Genomic DNA, 18,226 nt, shown 5'->3' on the forward strand with positions numbered 1-18,226 from the left:
TCCTTCTGCGCATGCGACCTATCAGGTCGAGCTCTTCTTTGGTATGCTGATTTGGATGACTGTGTGGCCTTCGTGATTGGCAGCCTAGAGATTCTACCGTTCCATCATATCGCTTTTTCCAAAAATAGATATACGATCGGCTTTTGTTATATTTCCGGCTGGCTCGGCTCACGCCATATTTCTCCACATACTTCATTAGGGATTGTCTGTACTTCATGTCTTGTGTTATGCTGTTCATGAGAGATGAGGTCTCCTTTCGGCTTGTTAGGTGTGGTAACTCAACAATAACCGATTTCTCCTCATCTTTCATCTTTTTTTATCTACTGTCCAATATGTATTGTAGTCCTACAATTTCTTACTGAAAAATACACTTAAACCACTTGCATTTGATGTAATTCCATGTTAATATATATAGGCATTTAGTGTTCCTCCGGGCAGGTGTGTCCGGTGGGGTTTGATGCCCGGCTTCTTGAGCTGTGACATTAAAGCTGACAGTCCTCTGCCGTTATTGCTGTAACGGGAATGAATGTCTGATAATTTAAGGAGGATTTACCTATGGATGCCCTTAAGCAGTTTGCTGCAGAGCAACTAAAGAGCGAGATGCCCGAGATTAATATCGGTGATACCGTTCGTGTTCATGTAAAGATTGTAGAAGGCGAAAGGCACAGAATTCAGGCTTTTGAAGGTACTGTAGTTGCCCGTAAGCATGGCGGCATTGCCGAAACCTTTACCGTGCGCCGTGTTTCTTACGGTGTTGGTGTAGAGAGAGTGTTCCCCATTCACTCACCGAACGTTGATAAAGTTGAAGTTATCAGACACGGTAAGGTTCGCAGAGCGAAGCTCTACTACCTGCGTGATAAGGTTGGTAAGGCCGCTAAGGTTAAGCAACAGATTCAATAAGCTTTTAAAAAGGGACTTAAATGTCCCTTTTTTGCTATTGCCTCAATCATGTTAAAAACTACCATGCAGAAAGAGGCCCTTTATGCAGCAGGAAGTGTTAGAGAATAAAATACCAGACACTGAAAATACGGGAAAAACTAGCCTGATAAAATCTGTGTATGAATATGCGGAGATGATTATCTGGTCGTTACTTTTTATTGTACTGTTGTTTACGTTCATCGTAAGAGTGGTGCAGGTAAGCGGCCATTCCATGGATAACACACTTCATGATGCCGAGATGTTGGTAGCCTTCAACTGGTTTACGCCTCAGGATGGCGATATTGTCGCAATTGCACATACGCAGGGCTTGGATAAACCTCTAGTTAAACGTGTGATTGCCACCGAAGGCCAGACAGTTGATATCAATTTTGAGAACGGTGATGTAATTGTTGACGGCAAATTGCTAAAGGAAGATTACATAAAGGAGCGTACGGCAGTAAAAGGTGACGTGATATTCCCCGTAACCGTACCTAAAGGGCAGGTATTCGTAATGGGTGACAACAGAAACAATTCAACTGATAGCCGCTTTTCAGAGGTTGGTATGGTTGATAATCGGTTTATCTTCGGCAAAATAATCTTTAGATTATTCCCAATTAACAGAATGAGCGTATTTTAACCTGTTTCATTACAGGACTATATAAGTTTAAAATTAAGTGAAAGAAGCAGATAGCATGGAAACTGCACAGGAAGTAGTTACGCCGGGCGGTGAGGAGAAGTTTAATCCGGTTAAGTCGGTGTATGAATGGACTGAAACACTCATTTGGTGTTTTGTATTTGTGGTTATTCTTTTTACCTTTATTGTCCGCGTGGTAGGAGTAACAGGCCCTTCCATGGAAAATACATTGATTAAAGAAGAGCGGTTGATAACCTTTAACTATTTTACACCCCAATACGGTGATATTGTAGCAATCACTCAACCGATAAATCTCAAGGTGCCCCTAGTTAAGCGAGTAATTGCCACCGAGGGACAGTCTGTTGATATTAACTTTGATAAGGGAGAGGTTTACGTCGACGGTAAACTTCTGACCGAAAAATACATTAAAAACAGAACTACCGTAAAGGGTGACGTGGACTACCCTATAACAGTACCCAAGGGTTGTGTTTTTGTTATGGGTGATAACCGAGATGTTTCTTTAGACAGCCGCTATAAAGAGGTTGGCATGATCGATACTCGTTATATCTTTGGTAAAGTAATCTTCCGAATACTGCCCGTCAACAGGTTTGGAACTCTGCAATAATAATCTGCGTTTTCAGCATTCTGTAAGTAATATGTAAGATAGTGGATAGTCTGCTATAGATTTGCGCGGAGTCGCTTTTATGAGAAAGGAATGGTCATAACAATGACCGAAACACCATCAATACAATGGTTTCCCGGCCATATGGCCAAAACCAGAAGGCTGATGCAGCAAAGCCTTTCACTGGTAGATATTGTAGTAGAACTGCTGGACGCCAGAATACCGGCCAGCAGCCGAAACCCCGAGATAGACAGGCTTACCAAGGGTAAGCCGAGAATGGTTGTTCTTAACAAGAACGATATGGCCGACGGCAACATCACCCGCCAGTGGTGCACCTATTTTGCTTCCAAGGGAATTCCTTCACTTGCAGCCGATTGCCGCAGTGGTAACGGCTTGAAAGCATTTCTGCCAACCGTCAAGGAGGTATTAAGTGAGGAGCTGCTGCGCTGGGAAAAGAAGGGGATGGCGGGTAGGCCTATCCGCATGATGATTGTGGGGATACCCAATGTAGGAAAGTCGTCCCTGATTAATCGGCTCGCGGGTTCAAAACGTGCAAAGGTGGAAGACCGCCCCGGTGTTACCCGCGGAAGACAGTGGGTAAGCTTGGAGGGCGGTATCGAGCTTTTGGATATGCCCGGTGTTCTATGGCCAAAGTTTGACGACCGTCAGGTGGGAGAGTTTCTGGCGTTTACAGGTGCCGTAAAGGACGATGTAATAGATATCGAGCACCTTGCTATGCGCTTGCTTGGCAGACTTAACAACGATTTTCATGACCTGTTGGATGCCCGATATAAGGTGGGGGATACACAGGGCATGGAGGATGCCGACCTGCTTGAGCTTGTGGGCAGAAAACGTGGCATGTTGGTTTCGGGCGGGGAGGTAAACACCGAACGAGCCGCCATAACCGTTTTAGATGAATTCCGAAGTGGAAAAATCGGCCGTATAACACTTGAACGCCCACCTAAAACGGAGGCAGAAAAGTGATGAATGACCTGTTTGGGTTTGATGCAGCTTATTATGAAAACGGCGTGGGGCTTCTGTGTGGAGTGGATGAGGCTGGCCGCGGACCGCTAGCAGGCCCAGTGTTTGCAGCAGCGGTTATTTTGCCAAGGGGCGTTGTAATTGACGGCCTAAACGATTCTAAAAAGCTTACCGAGAGTAAGCGTGAGTTTTTATATGATCAGATTATCAATACCGCTGTAGCGTATGGTATCGCCTATGCTACCGAAGCGGAAATCGACGAATATAATATTCTGCAGGCAACCTTTCTGGCAATGCGCCGTGCGGTTGATCAGCTGGGTTCACTGCCGGGTTGTATATTAGTAGACGGCAATCGTATGCCGCCGCTGCCTTCACCCGCTGAATGTGTTGTGAAGGGTGACGCAAAATCTGCGTGCATTGCCGCAGCCTCCATTCTTGCTAAGGTTTCGCGGGATCGATTACTGTATGAACTGGATAAGCAATATCCGCAATACTGCTTTGGGCAGCATAAGGGCTACCCGACGGAACTGCACTATGAGATGCTTATACGGTACGGTGTTTCCCCCGTACACCGTAAAAGCTTTTTAAAGAACCTTTCGGAGAAAAGTCATGCGTGAAACAGGCAATAAGGGCGAAGGTTATGCTGCCGAATATCTGAAAAATAACGGATATAATACCCTTGCCCGGAACTACAGCTCCCGCTATGGAGAGGTTGATATTATCGCCAGTAAGGATGAATTTATTGTATTTGTTGAGGTGAAAACCCGCAACAGCCGCTGCGCTTATTCACCCAGAGAAGCCGTAGATATTGCGAAGATGAGGAAGATTACGAAAACTGCGCTGTGCTATCTGCAGGAACACCCTTCAACATTACAGCCAAGGTTTGATGTAATAGAAATAGTTACTAAGGCTAACGAGCCCTTTTCGGTTCTTTCATGTGACCATATCATCAACGCGTTTGATTCTGTTCTATAGATAAACTATGCCTTTCATATATTAAGACAGGCAAATTGGGGGAAGTTATGAATTATTTCGACCTGCATTGCGATACTCTTTCAGAGATACAGAAAAACAATACCGCATTATCCGACGGTAAAACCGCCGTCAGCATGCAAAAGGCTGAAAAGCTCGAAGCTTGGTGCCAGTGCTTTGCGGTTTGGACACCCGACTTTTTAAAGGGCGAGGCAGCTTATCAGAACTATAAAAAGCAGATTGAGATTTTAACTGAGCAATCCCTGCAGAATAACGAAAAGATGGTATTCTGCAAGAAGAAGGATGATATTGCCGAGGCCATTAAAGAGAACAAATGTGCTGCAATCCTGACTGTGGAAAACGGCTCAATACTTGCAGGTGACCTTGCACGTATTCAGGAACTGAAAAAAGACGGTGTAAAGATATTCTCCTATACATGGAACGGGCAGAATGAGCTCGGCAGCGGCATCAGCAACAATAACTCTCTTTCTATGACCGGCCGAAGTGCAGTACGTGAATTTAACCGCGTGAACATTACGATTGACGTTTCACATATCGCCGATAAGGGGTTTTATGATATTTTAAACCTCACCTGCAAGCCTATCATTGCCACTCATTCCAATTCCCGCGCGGTTTGTAACCACCCCCGAAATCTTACCGACGATCAGTTTCAGGCGATCCTGCAAACAGGCGGTATCGTAGGCATTAACTTCTATAACCTGTTTTTAAACAACAGCAAGAATGCAGGCTTAAACGATATTATCAAGCACATCGAGCATTTCTTAAAGCTCGGCGGTGAGAACAGCCTGTGTATCGGTTCTGATTTTGACGGTGCGGAGCCACCGGCACAGCTAAAAAATATCTCGATGGTTGATGCGCTTTATGAAGAGATGCTCAAACGCGGGTATGGTTTTGAGCTAGCTAACAAGATTATGTTTAAAAACGCTTATGATTTTGCGATGAAAAATTTTGATTAATGTGATAAGATAGATACATCTACTCATCCTGGAAAGGTACGGTTATAAATATGGATTATAAAAGCACTAGGGATTCCTCGCTTAGAGTTACCTCTGCACAGGCCATCGCACAGGGGATATCAAAAGACGGCGGTTTATTTGTGCCGGGGGAGATTCCGTCAATCACCTTAAATGACATTAAGGCGCTATGCGATATGAGCTATATCGAACGTGCCGAGTGCATACTTCTTAAGTATCTGACCGATTTTACGTTAGATGAAATTAAGGAATGTGCAAACGGAGCTTATGGCGGCGAAAAGTTTGAAAACGGTATGCCCGCGCCGCTCAGCAAAATCGGGGACACAGGTTTCTATATGCTTGAGCTGTGGCATGGCCCTACCTGCGCGTTTAAGGATATGGCGCTTCAGCTTTTGCCATACCTGCTTACCTATTCGGCGAAGAAAACCATTGCCGGAAAAGAGATTGTTATTCTGGTGGCTACCTCCGGTGATACGGGTAAGGCGGCGCTTGAAGGTTTTAAGGATGTAAAGGGCACCCGTATTGTGGTGTTTTACCCGCAGGACGGTGTAAGCGCCATGCAGAAGCTGCAGATGACTACGCAGGAAGGCGGCAATGTATTTGTTTGCGCCGTAAAAGGCAACTTTGATGACTGCCAGCGCGGGGTGAAGGAGATATTCACAAATCTCGAAATCACCAAGGAGCTTGAAGCGCATAACCTTGTGTTCTCTAGTGCAAACTCCATTAACTGGGGCAGGCTGCTTCCGCAGATTATCTACTATATCAGCGCCTACTGTGACCTCGTAAACGATAAAGAGATTACACTAGGCGACGAGATGAATATTGTTGTGCCTACCGGTAATTTCGGCAACATCCTTGCGGCATATTACGCCAAGAAGATGGGGCTTCCGGTAAAGAAGTTTATCTGTGCCTCTAACGCCAACAATATACTTACAGATTTTATCAATACAGGCGTCTACGATACCAACCGTAAATTCTACACCACCATGTCGCCTTCGATGGATATCCTGATATCCAGCAATCTGGAACGTCTTCTTTATGATCTTTCAGGATGTGATGATCGTTATATCTCCGAATGTATGTCAGCCCTCAAAAACGAGGGGAAATACACCGTGCGTTCCGAGATGCTTCAGCTTTTAAAAGAGCAGTTTGTAGGCGGCTGTTGTGATGATGCGATGACACAGGCTACTATCAAGGAACTGTTCGAGAAATACTCCTACCTTTGTGATACTCATACAGCAGTTGCCGTAAAAGTGTATAACGATTATGTAAAGGCTACGGGGGATAACACTAAAACGGTGATCGCCTCTACCGCTAACCCCTATAAGTTCCCCAAGAGCGTTGCCGAGGCGATTGAAGGCAAGAGCGGAGAGGATAATGAGTTTGTAATCTCGCACAGGCTGTCTCAGCTTACCAAAACCGCAATGCCCAAACCCTTGGGCGGCCTTGATGAAAAAGCAGTACGGTTTAACGGTGTATGTGATAAAACAACGATGCAGAAGGTCGTTTATGATTATCTTGGCATTTGACCAATAAGACAGGGCCGCAAGCCCGATATACCGGAGGTGCGCCGTGGCCCTGTATGCAATAGCTGACCTGCATTTATCGTTAAGCGGCAGTAAGCCGATGGACGTTTTTCCGGGGTGGGAAAACTATGTAAGCCGCTTGCAAGCCGGCTGGGAAGCGCTGGTGAGGCCACAGGATACGGTGGTAGTGCCGGGGGATATCTCATGGGCCATGGACCTAAACGGTGCACTTGCGGATTTTAGGTTTCTGGATGCGCTTCCGGGAAAAAAGGTAATACTAAAAGGCAATCATGATTACTTTTGGACGACGCTTTCCAAAATGAACACCTTTTTAAGCTCGAATGGTATTGAAAGCATTTCCATACTCCATAATAACTGTATTACGGCAGAGGGGTATTGCCTATGCGGAACCAGAGGTTGGGTATACGACGGAACCGAGCCTGCAGACCAAAAGGTAATTCTGCGCGAGGCAGGCAGGCTGCGGATGTCGCTTGAACAAGGGGCGAAAACTGGTTTTCCTATCCTATGTTTTTTGCATTATCCGCCTATTTTAGGCAAAGAACGCTGTGAAGAAATTTTACAGATTCTAAACGAATTCAACATAACCAGATGTTATTATGGTCATATACACGGAAGTGCCTGCCAGTTTGCCTTGAATGGTATGGCAGAGGGTATTCAATTCACCCTTATATCAGCCGACGCACTTCGTTTTATACCGCTTCGTATTCAATAAGGAAAAAACAGTAGATTAATTCTGTATGTTATGCTATAATTGTACGGATATAGTATTATTACAGTTTTAATATCCAAGTCACGAAAGGATTGTTAACTATGCAGTTAAATGCCTCCAAAGAGATTGAAACCAACAAATACGAGCTTGAGATCGCCGTTACCGGCACAGAGTTTGAGGATGCCGTAGCTAAGGCGTTTCATAAGAACTCGGGTAAAATACAGGTTCCCGGCTTCCGCAAGGGCAAGGCCCCCAGAAAGATGATCGAGAAGATGTATGGTAAGGGTGTATTCTGGGAGGATGCTATTAACGATTTATATCCTTCCGCGTATGACGCCGCTGTAAAAGAAGCGAAGATTGAGCCCGTAGATCGTGCTGATATCGAAGTACTGTCTGTAGATGAAAACGGCTTTACCTTTAAGGCAACCGTTTTTGTAAAGCCTGAGGTTAAGGTAAATGATTATAAGGGCTTAAAGGCTGAAAAGGTGATTCCAACCGTTTCTGAGGAAGAAATCGGTGCAGAACTGAAAAAGATGCAGGAGAGAAATGCCCGCATCATCAATGTAGAGGATGAACCTGCAAAGCTTGGTGACTCTACTGTTATAGATTTTGAAGGCTTTACCGACGGTGTAGCTTTTAACGGCGGTAAAGGCGAGAAGTATACACTGGTATTAGGCTCCAACCAGTTTATTCCTGGATTTGAAGACCAGATTGTTGGGCATAAGATTGGTGAAGAATTTGATGTAAACGTTAACTTCCCCGAGGAATACCATGCGGAAGACCTAAAGGGTAAGCCCGCTGTATTCAAGGTGAAGCTGCACGAGATCACCAAAACCGAACTGCCTGAGCTTGATGACGAGTTTGCCAAGGATATAAGCGATTTTGACACCCTTGCTGATTTGAAGGCTGATATCCAGAAGAAGATTCAGGAGCACAAGGATGCCCATGCAAACGACGATGTAGAGAATGCACTCATCGACCAGATTATTGCCTCCATGGAGGGCGAGATTCCCGAGGTTATGTATGAGCGCCGCATCGACGAGATGGTGCATGATTTCGAGCATCGTCTTGAGGGGCAGGGGCTTAACCTTGATACCTACTTAAAATATACCGGCAGCGAGCTTTCTACCTTTAGAAAGACCTTTGCTGAGCAGGCACAGCGTCAGGTAAAGATTCGTCTGGCTCTTGAGAAGATTGCCGAGATAGAGAAGCTTGAGGTGTCTGAACAGGATATTAACGCTGAATACGCCAAGATTGCCGAAGGGTATAAGATAGATCTGGAGCAGGTAAAGGCTGTAATCCCCGCGCAGGAACTCGTAAAAGATTTGGTAGTTACTAAGGCTATTGATCTTGTACGCAACAGTGCCGAGATTACCGAGAAGGCAGAGGATAGCGCGGAGGCCGCTACGGCCCCTAAAAAGGTAACTGCAAGAAAAACAACAAAAAAAGCAGAGGCTCAAAAAGACGCTGAATAGTGGTATAAACCGTTCAAAACAGCCTCATAATGAGGATATTATGTTCAATGCGGCCTTGAAAGCTTCATGTATGTTGTATCTGGTTTTTTATGGAACACATAAGATGTAACGTATTGGGAAAGGTGTTGAAATTATGAGTTTAGTACCAATGGTCATAGAGCAAACCAATCGCGGCGAGCGCTCTTACGATATTTTTTCAAGGCTTTTAAACGATCGTATTGTAATGCTTTCTGATGAAGTAAATGATACAACCGCAAGCCTGATTGTGGCACAGCTGCTTTATCTTGAAGGGCAAGACCCGGATAAGGATATCAACTTTTACATTAACAGCCCCGGCGGCTCCATTACTTCCGGTATGGCGATTTACGATACCATGCAGTATATTAAATGCGACGTTTCTACTATCTGCGTTGGTATGGCGGCCTCGATGGGCGCATTTCTGCTCTCATCGGGTACTAAGGGCAAACGCTTTGCGTTGCCTAACAGTGAAATCATGATTCATCAGCCTTCCGGCGGTTCGCAGGGCCAAGCTACCGATATCAAGATTCATGTGGATAGAATTATCCGCATTAAGGAAAAACTGAATAGGCTTCTTTCGGAGCAGACCGGCCAACCCTTTGAGGTGGTTGAAAGGGATACCGAGCGCGATAACTTTATGACTGCCGAAGAAGCCGTAAAATACGGTTTGGTTGATAAGGTTATAACTAGCAGATAGCCGCGTCTTAAAAAAACGAAGCCTCCTTATGGCTTCGTTTTTCGCGCTTCTATTGTAAATTAGGCGAAAATGAATATCTTGTCAGTTTTAGCTGTGTGTGACAAGAATGTTGCCAAAAGAAATGCCGGCACGCAGCGGCGGAATGGAAGAACACTATGCCAAAGGATGAAAACAAACCCATACGATGCTCGTTCTGCGGCAAGCAGCAAAGCGAAGTAGACCGCATTATCGCGGGCTCGGGGGTTTATATCTGCAATGAATGTGTGGAACTGTGCATGAGTATTCTCTCTGACAGCACACCGATGCCTTCCTCAAGGCTGAACAAACAGCGGGATGAATACTCCATTACTATCCCCACGCCTTCTGAGATGAAGGCCACGTTGGACGAATATGTTATTGGGCAGGAAAGGGCAAAGATAACTCTTTCGGTTGCGGTTTATAATCATTACAAGCGTATTTATTACCGCGGCAACAACGACGTAGAGCTGCAAAAAAGCAACGTCTTGCTGCTTGGGCCTACCGGCGTAGGCAAAACGATGCTGGCTCAAACCCTTGCCAAGATTCTTAACGTACCGTTTGCCATTGCCGACGCCACTACACTCACGGAGGCAGGCTATGTTGGCGAGGATGTTGAAAATATCCTTCTGCGTCTAATTCAGGCGGCTGACTATGATATTGAAAAGGCTGAGCGAGGCATTATCTATATCGATGAGATCGATAAGATTACCAGAAAATCTGAAAACACCTCCATTACCCGTGATGTAAGCGGGGAAGGAGTTCAGCAGGCATTGCTGAAGATCTTGGAAGGTACCTTATCCAATGTTCCCCCGCAGGGAGGGCGCAAGCACCCGCAACAGGAGTTTATTCAAATCAACACGGCTAATATTCTATTCATCTGTGGCGGCGCGTTTGACGGCATTGAAAAGCTGATTGAAAAACGTGTTGGCAGCGGTTCCTTAGGGTTTAACGCAAAGCTAAAGGAAAAGCGTGAGGATGTTGCAGCCGAGCTGATGGCTCAGGTTACCCCGCACGACCTTGTAAAGTTCGGGCTGATTCCGGAACTGGTAGGTCGTCTGCCGGTAATTACTGTGCTACAAAATCTGGATGAGGATATGCTGGTAAGCATTCTAAAGGAGCCAAAGAATGCCCTGCTCAAGCAGTATATTAAGTTGTTTGAAATGGATGGGGTAAAGCTTGAATTTGAGGAAAGTGCTTTAAAGGCTATCGCGCACAAAACCATAGAGCTTAAAACCGGTGCGCGTGGTTTGCGTTCGATTATAGAGAATGTACTTTCTGATATCATGTTTCAGGTGCCCAGCGATCATACGGTTGAAACTGTACGGATTACAGGGGAATGTATTACCGGAAGCGACAAACCGTTGCTGCTGAGAAACCCCGAAAAGCGGGCGGCAAACCTGCTGCTCACTACAAAACGTACGAAACCCAGAAAGAGTTCAGTCAGCTAAAACCTGTTAAGCCAACACTGTTTTAGTGTTGGCTTTTCTATAATATTATCATCCATATTTTATCAGTATTGGCATCTATCATAGAAACTAACCCAAAGATTATTATGCTGTAAAGCCGAAATGTGTTAATAATATTAATAGTATTTGTTGATATAAATTTGTTGAAATAAAGCGCTTTTTTTTATATAATGGGTTAAGAATTGCAAATGTAAATCTCGGTTAAGACACAATAAATTATTAGTATATGAGAACAGAAACTCGGGATAAACCGAGCTTGGAGGGAACCTATATGGAGGAACAGACCGTACAAAACCGAGCTGCAAAGCTCCCTATGCTGGCATTAAGGGGCTTGGTCGTGTATCCAAACATGGTTCTGCATTTTGATGTTGGCAGAAAAAAATCAGTCCTTGCGCTAAATGAAGCGATGGGTAGCAACCAGCTGATTTTTCTTGTAGCCCAGAAGGACATCCGCGAGGATGAGCCGAAGGATTATGATTTATATACCGTTGGTGTTGTGGCTGAGGTACGTCAGATTCTGAAGATGCCCGGTGACAGCTTAAGGGTACTGGTGGAAGGACTTTATCGCGCCAGACTGCTGGACATCTTGCAGGAAAACCCGTTTATGACCGCTTCGGTAGAAGAGATGCCGTTAAAGGCAATACATACCAAGGCTCAGCGGGATACGGCCGAAGCGCTGGTGAGAACCATAAAGGATCTGTTTGAGGAATACGCCTATCTTACCCCGCAGATGCCCAAGGACTACATGCTTAATGTAATGGCAAGCGACGATCCGGGCTATCTCTGCGAGTATATTGCCGGCAACCTGATGCTCAAAACACAGGATAAGCAGAGCATTCTTGAAGAAAGCAGCCCGATTAAGCGGCTGGAGCTCTTGGTAAAAATACTGGAGAACGAGAACAGCGTTCTTTCGATTGAAAAAGACCTTTACGACAAGGTGAAGCAGCAGGTTGATAAAAACCAGCGGGAGTACTTCCTGCGCGAGCAAATGAAGGTAATCTCCAGCGAACTGGGCGAAGGGGAAAATCTTCAGGATGAAGCCATGGAGTATTTTTCCCGCATAGAAAAGCTGCATCTGTCTAAGGGCACCGAAGAAAAGCTGATGAAAGAGGCAGAGCGGCTGTTTAAAATGCCGTTTAACTCTCAGGAAGCCACCGTTATCAGAACCTACTTGGATACCTGCCTTGACCTGCCTTGGAATAAGGTGACCAAAGATAAGATAGATATAGAAAAAGCTAAAAAGCTTCTGGATAAGGATCACTACGGGCTTACCCGTGTAAAGGAACGTATCCTTGAAATCCTGGCTGTACGCAAGCTTGCTCCTGAAATTAAGGGACAGATTATCTGCCTGGTAGGTCCTCCGGGTGTGGGTAAAACATCTATTGCACGCTCGGTTGCGGCGGCGCTTGGCAGAAAGTACGCCAGAATCTCTCTTGGCGGTGTTAGAGATGAATCTGACATTCGCGGGCACAGAAAAACCTATATCGGTGCAATGCCCGGTAGAATTATCGATGCAGTGATTAAAGCAGGCAGCAAGAATGCCATGATCCTGCTGGATGAGGTTGATAAGCTCGGGCACGACTTCCGCGGTGACCCTGCATCGGCGCTGCTTGAGGTTCTGGATGCAGAGCAGAACAAAACCTTCAGGGATCATTACATAGAGCTGGAGTTTGATATCAGCGACATTTTGTTTATTACTACCGCAAACAACCTCGGAGATATTCCCGAACCGCTCCTTGACCGTATGGAGATCATTGATCTTTCAAGCTACACCCGTGAGGAGAAGTTCCATATTGCCAAGAATCACCTTGTAGTAAAGCAAGTAAAGCGAAATGGCCTTACAGCTAAACAGGTGAAGATTTCAGACTCTGCCATCTATGCGTTGATTGATTATTATACCCGTGAGGCCGGTGTGCGCAAGCTGGAACGCGCGATAGCCGCACTCTGTCGCAAGGCCGCAAAAAAGATTGTTGAAAACAATGAGTCTAAAATAGTCTTTACCGATGCCAATATCACCGAATACCTTGGCGTTCATAAGTATCGCCCCGACAGTATGCTGAAAAAGAATGAGGTTGGCGTTGTAACCGGCCTAGCATGGACGAGTGTCGGTGGCGAAATCATGATGATTGAAGTGAATGTCGTAAAAGGAAATGGGAAGATACAGCTAACAGGTTCACTTGGCGATGTAATGAAGGAGTCGGCCAATATTGCCATCAGCTATATCCGCAGCAAGGCCGAAAAGCTGAAGATTGACCCTGACTTCTATAAAGACTGCGATATTCACATTCATGCGCCGGAAGGAGCCGTTCCCAAAGATGGGCCGTCTGCAGGCGTTACCATGACTACGGCACTTGTATCCGCACTAACAGGTGTACCGGTTCGCCGTGAGGTTGCCATGACAGGCGAGATTACATTGCGCGGCAGGGTACTGCCGATCGGCGGGCTAAAAGAAAAAACGATGGCGGCTTATCGTGCAGGTGTTAAAACCGTCATTGTACCAGAGGAAAACAAGCCGGATATTGAAGAGATTGATGAAACGGTTAAAAAGAACCTGAACTTTGTGTTTGCAGACGACGCGGATACTGTTTTAAAAACTGCTTTGCTGTTTGCCACAGAGCCGGATCAATTACTCAAGGAGCCTCTTATACATAGCGGTGTAGACAGAAACATTAAGCCTGCGCTGGATACCGCCGTGATAACACAATAAAAGTAACGCATTTATTGTGTTTGACATTTAATTTTGAATAGGAGTATCCAATGAACTTTAACAACGCTGTTTTTGAGGCTTCCTATGGCCTGTTTTCGCAGCTGCCTGAAACGGCTCAGCTGGAAATAGCAATTTCGGGCCGCTCCAATGTGGGAAAGTCTTCACTGATTAACAAGCTTTTAAACCGTAAATCGCTCGCAAGGGTTAGCTCCATGCCGGGTAAAACGGCTACCATCAATTTCTATAGGCTCTCGAATAACGTTCGGCTGGTAGATTTGCCCGGCTATGGCTATGCCAAGGTTGCCAAGGGTGAAAAACAGCGGTGGAACGAACTCATTGGCGGCTATTTTGAGCAGGGAAGAAACCTTGTACTGGTTTTACAGCTTATTGATATGCGTCACGAGCCTTCAAAAGAAGACCTGAATATGATCGAAACGCTGGTTGAGAATGAGCTGCCCTTTATAGTGGTGCTAACAAAGAGCGATAAGCTCAACAGCACTGAGCGCAAAGAACGCCTCAGCGGTTTAGCTCACGAGATTCCCTATGCCGAGCAGATTACCATGCTGCCCTTTTCATCTGTTACAGGGGAAGGTGTGCAGGAACTGCGCGGAATAATCGAAGACGTTACAAGCGAACAGGAGTAATTCAATAAGTGAACAATCAACCGTTTTGCAGGCAGCAAGGCGGTTGATTGTTTTGCTCAAAAAGCCCCATTTTAAATGATTATGACCAGTTTCTCATTTACTTTCATAATTCAATGTGTTAAAATTAACCCTAGAGGAAACTAATATTTATATAGATTTAATCCTTACATTCAAATTAACGACGTAATCTGAAAGGAATGGTAAACACGATGAACAACAAGCTAAAGGACCCTAATATTGAATATCTGTTTAAAGCGATTTTAGCGTTGGAAACGCTGGAGGAAAGCTATAATTTTTTTGAGGATTTATGTACTGTTCCCGAGCTGAAGGCATTATCACAACGGCTGCAGGTAGCTAAAATGCTGAGCGAACATCACGTATACAGTGATATTGTCAACGAAACCGGAGCCAGCACCGCTACTATCAGCCGTGTTAATCGTTCCTTAAACTATGGCTGTGACGGGTACAGCATCATCTTTAAAAGGCTGAGTGAAGCCGAGAAATGAGCTCCTATAACGCATTTGCAAAGTATTACGATACCCTTACACAGAATGTAGATTATCCGGCTCGTGCGGATTATTTTAATAAACTGATACAAAAATTCGGCAACGGCGGTAAGCTGTTGCTTGATTTGGCATGCGGTACCGGCAGTCTCTCAAGGGAGTTTGCGAAAAAGGGGTATGATGTCATCGGCATTGACAGTTCATACGAGATGCTGGGCTGTGCAATGGGAAACACTTCGCCGGAATTGGGGATACAATATATCCGCCAGACGATGCAAGGCTTAGACCTTTACGGCACAATAGATGCCTGCGTCTGCGCACTGGACAGCATTAACCACATTACCGCGAAGAATGTGCTTCAAAAAGGATTTTCACGAGTTTCGTTGTTTTTAGATCCTGAGGGTGTTTTCATCTTTGATGTGAACACACTATATAAGCAACAGGTTATTCTTGCCAACAATACGTTTGTTTATGATTACGAAAATGTCTACTGTGTTTGGCAGAATACCTTTTCGCCTGAAAGCGCCACTACGCGTATAGAGCTTGACTTTTTTGAGTATGATACGGAAAGCGGCGCCTATTACAGGCAGGAGGAAGCCTTTGAAGAACGGGCCTATTCGCATGAAGAGCTTGCAGAAATGCTTGATAATGCAGGCTTAAGAATTATGGCCTGCTTTGAAGGGGATACCATGGATTCTGTAAAGGATAATACCCAAAGAGCGGTGTATATTACGAAAAAGAAATAGCTTATTGGAGATACCATATGGGAAAGATAATTAGGGCTATCGCGGAAGACGGCAGCGTGATGGTTTGTGCAATTGATTCAACCGATATTATAAACAAGGCTGAGCAGATACACCAAACCTCTGCTGTAATAACGGCAGCGCTTGGACGACTGCTGACAGCGGCATCGATGATGGGTGCGATGTTAAAGGGTGAACAGGATTCTCTTACGCTTCGTGTGGCCGGTGACGGCCCCGCCGGTTCAGTGATTGCGGTTTCCGACAGCAAAGGCAATGTACGAGGCTATGTAGGAAACTCCGTTGTAGAGATTCCGTTGAACAACAAAGGGAAACTGGATGTTGCCGGTGCCGTGGGCAGTAATGGTACCCTTTATGTCATAAAGGATATCGGACTAAAAGAGCCCTATGTTGGACAGGTTCCGATTATATCCGGCGAAATTGCAGAGGATATTACCAACTACTTTGCTGTGAGTGAGCAGACGCCTACTGTCTGCGCCCTAGGCGTTCTAGTCAATCCAGATCTGACCGTAAAATCGGCCGGGGGCTTTATTGCGCAGCTGTTGCCCGGTGCGGATGATGAGTCAATTACCAAGCTTGAAAACAACATCAATAAAATAGATGCTGTTACAAAAATGATTGCGGACGGTAAAACTCCAGAAGACATCAGCGAAATTGTGCTTGCAGGCTTTAATCCGCAGATACTTGATATTATGGAAGTTGACTATATCTGCCGCTGCAGTAAAGAAAAATATAAAAAAGCTCTCGCTGCCATCGGGCGCGAAGAGCTAAACGATATCATTGAGAAAGAAAAACAGGCTGAAGTGGTATGCCACTTTTGCAATAAGCGTTATCAATTCAATGAGCTTGAGCTTCAAAATATCCTGAATGGTGAATAAAAAAAGTATTGACAGTTAAGCTATGAACCTGTATAATAAACTATGTTGTCTGCAACATTGGTTTGGGAGCATAGCTCAGCTGGGAGAGCATCTGCCTTACAAGCAGAGGGTCATAGGTTCGATCCCTATTGTTCCCACCATATTACCCGAGGGTAAAACCTTCGGGTTTTGTTTTTGTATAAAGAAAACTGGCAAAGCATATAACACTTTACCAGAAGCGATATTACCTATATTTTTTCGTTATAAATGTAACTAAGCACCTCATGCACCCGAACCCATTCTTCGTGGTTAAGCGAATAATAGCGCCAGAGGCCGGATTTACGGCAAACAACCAAGTTAAGCTCCTGCAAAACCTTCATATGGTGAGAAAGGGTAGGCTGAGTGATATCAAGTTCCTTAAGAATATCGTTTGCGCATTTCTCGCCGTAAGAAAGAATATCAATAATTTTCAGCCGGTTAGGGTCGGAAAGCGCCTTCAGGGTGGCTCCCAGAACTTTATATGGCATAAGAATGTCACCTTCAGTAATATTAAGGATATGCATTGATTATAATCTATACTATACCCAACCAACAATATTGTCAAGAACTGCTAAGCCTTTAGTGCCATGTGAAATGTTAGTCGTCCTTTTTATTTCTTGGCTTAATCTTGGCAAGCGGTGATTTCTGCGCTGCGGCCTCTAACTGCTCGTTGGAGATATGCGTATAAATCTCGGTGGTGCCAAGGTTTGCATGCCCCAGAATTTCTTTAAGCATTCTAATATCAACATGACCATATTGGTACATCAGTGTGGCGGCCGTATGACGAAGCTTATGTACGGAATAGCCCTTATGATCAAGCCCGACTGCCTTCAGTTGGTTTTCCACTATCTGCTGAACACGGCGGCGGCTGATACGCTTACCGTTGCGGGACAAAAATAAAGCGTTTTTATCGGTTACATCATTTGGTCGTAACTTTTTATAGGCTTCAATAGAGGCTATGCAGGCATCGTTTAGATAAACAATACGTTCCTTATTGCCTTTACCTAATAGTCTGAGTTGATTGTTCCGTATATCCGTCAGGTTAATTCCTACAAGCTCCGAAAGACGCATACCGCAGTTTAAAAATAAGGTAATCATGCAATAGTCACGCTCTTTATAGTCGCCATCTTCAGTCTCTGCACTGGCTAACAGCTCAATACTGTTTTCAAGGGTTAGATACTTTGGAATACTCTTTTTTAAACTGGGAACCTCAAGCTCACGAACAGGGTTTTCATCCAATAAGTGCGCTTTTACTGTCAGGTAATTAAAGAAACCACGAATGCTGGATACCTTTCTGGCACGAGTAGCACTGTTATTCGAACGATCGCTGGCAGTAAAATGCAGAAATTCATAGACGTCTGAAAGCGTGATCGTCGATATCAGCGCCATATCTACATCACGGATGGAAATCTCTTCAAATGAAAGGGAAGGGGGAACCAAATTTTTTGCGCGTTTTATGTATCGAAAAAAGGTACGTAAATCAATGTAATAACCTTCAACGGTTCGCGGCGAACGTCCTTTGATGGTCTCCATATAAAATAAAAAATCCCGTACCGGAACCGGGCAATCCGATAAAATAGCATTGTTCATAATAAACTCCGAATATTATAGTCTAAAAACTTTGTTTATATCCATTATACACCTGTTTGAGTTTTATTGGCAA

At 44.9% G+C, this 18,226-nt stretch carries 19 protein-coding genes, 1 tRNA gene and 1 pseudogene; 18 read left to right on the plus strand and 3 right to left on the minus strand.

All coding sequences use genetic code 11. From position 1 onward, the window contains the following. Positions 1-238 (minus strand): annotated as a pseudogene (locus BLR50_RS14580) (IS481 family transposase); the annotation flags it as partial. Positions 239-555: 317 nt separating this feature from the next. Between BLR50_RS14580 and rplS the strand changes: the two are divergent. From rplS to BLR50_RS08220, 18 genes are all read left to right on the plus strand, one after another. Then, positions 556-900 (plus strand): 50S ribosomal protein L19, encoded by a 345-nt coding sequence (rplS, locus tag BLR50_RS08135; protein WP_092640415.1) that lies wholly within the window; start codon positions 556-558, stop codon positions 898-900. Between the two features lie 82 nt (positions 901-982). Further along, positions 983-1,555 (plus strand): signal peptidase I, encoded by a 573-nt coding sequence (gene lepB, locus BLR50_RS08140; protein WP_092640418.1) that lies wholly within the window; start codon positions 983-985, stop codon positions 1,553-1,555. A 55-nt stretch (positions 1,556-1,610) separates the two neighbouring features. Then, positions 1,611-2,177 carry a signal peptidase I gene (gene lepB, locus BLR50_RS08145; protein ID WP_092640421.1) on the plus strand — a complete coding sequence of 189 codons (567 nt, stop codon included), beginning with the start codon at positions 1,611-1,613 and terminating at the stop codon, positions 2,175-2,177. A 102-nt stretch (positions 2,178-2,279) separates the two neighbouring features. Beyond that, positions 2,280-3,158, plus strand: a complete 879-nt coding sequence (gene ylqF / locus BLR50_RS08150) for a ribosome biogenesis GTPase YlqF (RefSeq protein WP_092640424.1) — start codon at positions 2,280-2,282, stop codon at positions 3,156-3,158. Then, complete coding sequence (locus BLR50_RS08155; RefSeq protein WP_092640427.1) at positions 3,158-3,772, plus strand: ribonuclease HII; 615 nt, start codon at positions 3,158-3,160, stop codon at positions 3,770-3,772. The genes ylqF and BLR50_RS08155 overlap by 1 nt, the downstream gene beginning before the upstream one ends. Beyond that, positions 3,765-4,130, plus strand: a complete 366-nt coding sequence (locus BLR50_RS08160) for a YraN family protein (protein ID WP_092640430.1) — start codon at positions 3,765-3,767, stop codon at positions 4,128-4,130. Before BLR50_RS08155 ends, BLR50_RS08160 begins: the two co-directional genes overlap by 8 nt. A 47-nt stretch (positions 4,131-4,177) precedes the next feature. Further along, positions 4,178-5,104: a dipeptidase gene (locus BLR50_RS08165; RefSeq protein WP_092640434.1), complete on the plus strand. Its 927-nt coding sequence runs from the start codon at positions 4,178-4,180 to the stop codon at positions 5,102-5,104. 50 nt (positions 5,105-5,154) lie between these two features. After that, on the plus strand, positions 5,155-6,651 hold the full coding sequence (thrC, locus tag BLR50_RS08170) for a threonine synthase (RefSeq protein WP_092640437.1): 1,497 nt from the start codon (positions 5,155-5,157) through the stop codon (positions 6,649-6,651). A 43-nt stretch (positions 6,652-6,694) separates the two neighbouring features. After that, complete coding sequence (locus tag BLR50_RS08175) at positions 6,695-7,381, plus strand: metallophosphoesterase (protein WP_092640441.1); 687 nt, start codon at positions 6,695-6,697, stop codon at positions 7,379-7,381. A gap of 98 nt (positions 7,382-7,479) precedes the next feature. Beyond that, the gene (gene tig, locus BLR50_RS08180) at positions 7,480-8,853 is read left to right on the plus strand and encodes a trigger factor (RefSeq protein WP_092640444.1); all 1,374 of its coding nucleotides are present in this window, start codon (positions 7,480-7,482) and stop codon (positions 8,851-8,853) included. A 133-nt stretch (positions 8,854-8,986) separates the two neighbouring features. Next, a complete protein-coding gene (clpP, locus tag BLR50_RS08185) occupies positions 8,987-9,568 on the plus strand; it encodes an ATP-dependent Clp endopeptidase proteolytic subunit ClpP (RefSeq protein ID WP_092640447.1) in 582 nt (193 codons plus the stop codon). A gap of 155 nt (positions 9,569-9,723) precedes the next feature. Further along, positions 9,724-11,034 (plus strand): ATP-dependent Clp protease ATP-binding subunit ClpX, encoded by a 1,311-nt coding sequence (gene clpX / locus BLR50_RS08190; protein ID WP_092640450.1) that lies wholly within the window; start codon positions 9,724-9,726, stop codon positions 11,032-11,034. Positions 11,035-11,323: 289 nt separating this feature from the next. After that, positions 11,324-13,759: an endopeptidase La gene (gene lon, locus BLR50_RS08195; RefSeq protein WP_092640453.1), complete on the plus strand. Its 2,436-nt coding sequence runs from the start codon at positions 11,324-11,326 to the stop codon at positions 13,757-13,759. A gap of 50 nt (positions 13,760-13,809) precedes the next feature. Then, positions 13,810-14,403: a ribosome biogenesis GTP-binding protein YihA/YsxC gene (yihA, locus tag BLR50_RS08200; protein ID WP_092640456.1), complete on the plus strand. Its 594-nt coding sequence runs from the start codon at positions 13,810-13,812 to the stop codon at positions 14,401-14,403. A gap of 209 nt (positions 14,404-14,612) precedes the next feature. Further along, a complete protein-coding gene (locus tag BLR50_RS08205; protein ID WP_092640459.1) occupies positions 14,613-14,909 on the plus strand; it encodes a YerC/YecD family TrpR-related protein in 297 nt (98 codons plus the stop codon). Beyond that, positions 14,906-15,652, plus strand: a complete 747-nt coding sequence (locus BLR50_RS08210) for a class I SAM-dependent DNA methyltransferase (RefSeq protein WP_092640462.1) — start codon at positions 14,906-14,908, stop codon at positions 15,650-15,652. The genes BLR50_RS08205 and BLR50_RS08210 overlap by 4 nt, the downstream gene beginning before the upstream one ends. A gap of 17 nt (positions 15,653-15,669) precedes the next feature. Then, entirely contained in the window at positions 15,670-16,545 is an 876-nt protein-coding gene (gene hslO / locus BLR50_RS08215; protein ID WP_092640466.1) for an Hsp33 family molecular chaperone HslO, read from the plus strand. A 64-nt stretch (positions 16,546-16,609) separates the two neighbouring features. Beyond that, positions 16,610-16,685, plus strand: a tRNA-Val gene (locus BLR50_RS08220). Positions 16,686-16,772: 87 nt separating this feature from the next. On the opposite strand, the gene BLR50_RS08225 is transcribed toward BLR50_RS08220, so the two are convergent. After that, the gene (locus tag BLR50_RS08225; protein ID WP_092640469.1) at positions 16,773-17,051 is read right to left on the minus strand and encodes an ArsR/SmtB family transcription factor; all 279 of its coding nucleotides are present in this window, start codon (positions 17,049-17,051) and stop codon (positions 16,773-16,775) included. 109 nt (positions 17,052-17,160) lie between these two features. Continuing rightward, on the minus strand, positions 17,161-18,096 hold the full coding sequence (locus BLR50_RS08230; protein ID WP_242871719.1) for a tyrosine recombinase XerC: 936 nt from the start codon (positions 18,094-18,096) through the stop codon (positions 17,161-17,163). Positions 18,097-18,226 lie beyond the last annotated feature (130 nt).

The organism is Acetanaerobacterium elongatum, assembly GCF_900103835.1.
Classification (GTDB): domain Bacteria; phylum Bacillota; class Clostridia; order Oscillospirales; family Ruminococcaceae; genus Acetanaerobacterium; species Acetanaerobacterium elongatum.

What these genes read in the sequence shown, in the direction of transcription:
- BLR50_RS08165 (WP_092640434.1), top strand. Translation starts at nt 4,178, where the DNA reads ATGAATTATTTCGACCTGCATTGCGATACTCTTTCAGAGATACAGAAA.
- thrC (WP_092640437.1), top strand. Translation starts at nt 5,155, where the DNA reads ATGGATTATAAAAGCACTAGGGATTCCTCGCTTAGAGTTACCTCTGCA.
- hslO (WP_092640466.1), top strand. Translation starts at nt 15,670, where the DNA reads ATGGGAAAGATAATTAGGGCTATCGCGGAAGACGGCAGCGTGATGGTT.
- ylqF (WP_092640424.1), top strand. Translation starts at nt 2,280, where the DNA reads ATGACCGAAACACCATCAATACAATGGTTTCCCGGCCATATGGCCAAA.
- tig (WP_092640444.1), top strand. Translation starts at nt 7,480, where the DNA reads ATGCAGTTAAATGCCTCCAAAGAGATTGAAACCAACAAATACGAGCTT.
- BLR50_RS08205 (WP_092640459.1), top strand. Translation starts at nt 14,613, where the DNA reads ATGAACAACAAGCTAAAGGACCCTAATATTGAATATCTGTTTAAAGCG.
- rplS (WP_092640415.1), top strand. Translation starts at nt 556, where the DNA reads ATGGATGCCCTTAAGCAGTTTGCTGCAGAGCAACTAAAGAGCGAGATG.
- BLR50_RS08210 (WP_092640462.1), top strand. Translation starts at nt 14,906, where the DNA reads ATGAGCTCCTATAACGCATTTGCAAAGTATTACGATACCCTTACACAG.
- BLR50_RS08230 (WP_242871719.1), bottom strand. Translation starts at nt 18,096, where the DNA reads ATGGAGACCATCAAAGGACGTTCGCCGCGAACCGTTGAAGGTTATTAC.
- lon (WP_092640453.1), top strand. Translation starts at nt 11,324, where the DNA reads ATGGAGGAACAGACCGTACAAAACCGAGCTGCAAAGCTCCCTATGCTG.
- BLR50_RS08155 (WP_092640427.1), top strand. Translation starts at nt 3,158, where the DNA reads ATGAATGACCTGTTTGGGTTTGATGCAGCTTATTATGAAAACGGCGTG.
- clpX (WP_092640450.1), top strand. Translation starts at nt 9,724, where the DNA reads ATGCCAAAGGATGAAAACAAACCCATACGATGCTCGTTCTGCGGCAAG.
- BLR50_RS08160 (WP_092640430.1), top strand. Translation starts at nt 3,765, where the DNA reads ATGCGTGAAACAGGCAATAAGGGCGAAGGTTATGCTGCCGAATATCTG.
- clpP (WP_092640447.1), top strand. Translation starts at nt 8,987, where the DNA reads ATGAGTTTAGTACCAATGGTCATAGAGCAAACCAATCGCGGCGAGCGC.
- yihA (WP_092640456.1), top strand. Translation starts at nt 13,810, where the DNA reads ATGAACTTTAACAACGCTGTTTTTGAGGCTTCCTATGGCCTGTTTTCG.
- BLR50_RS08225 (WP_092640469.1), bottom strand. Translation starts at nt 17,051, where the DNA reads ATGCCATATAAAGTTCTGGGAGCCACCCTGAAGGCGCTTTCCGACCCT.
- lepB (WP_092640418.1), top strand. Translation starts at nt 983, where the DNA reads ATGCAGCAGGAAGTGTTAGAGAATAAAATACCAGACACTGAAAATACG.
- lepB (WP_092640421.1), top strand. Translation starts at nt 1,611, where the DNA reads ATGGAAACTGCACAGGAAGTAGTTACGCCGGGCGGTGAGGAGAAGTTT.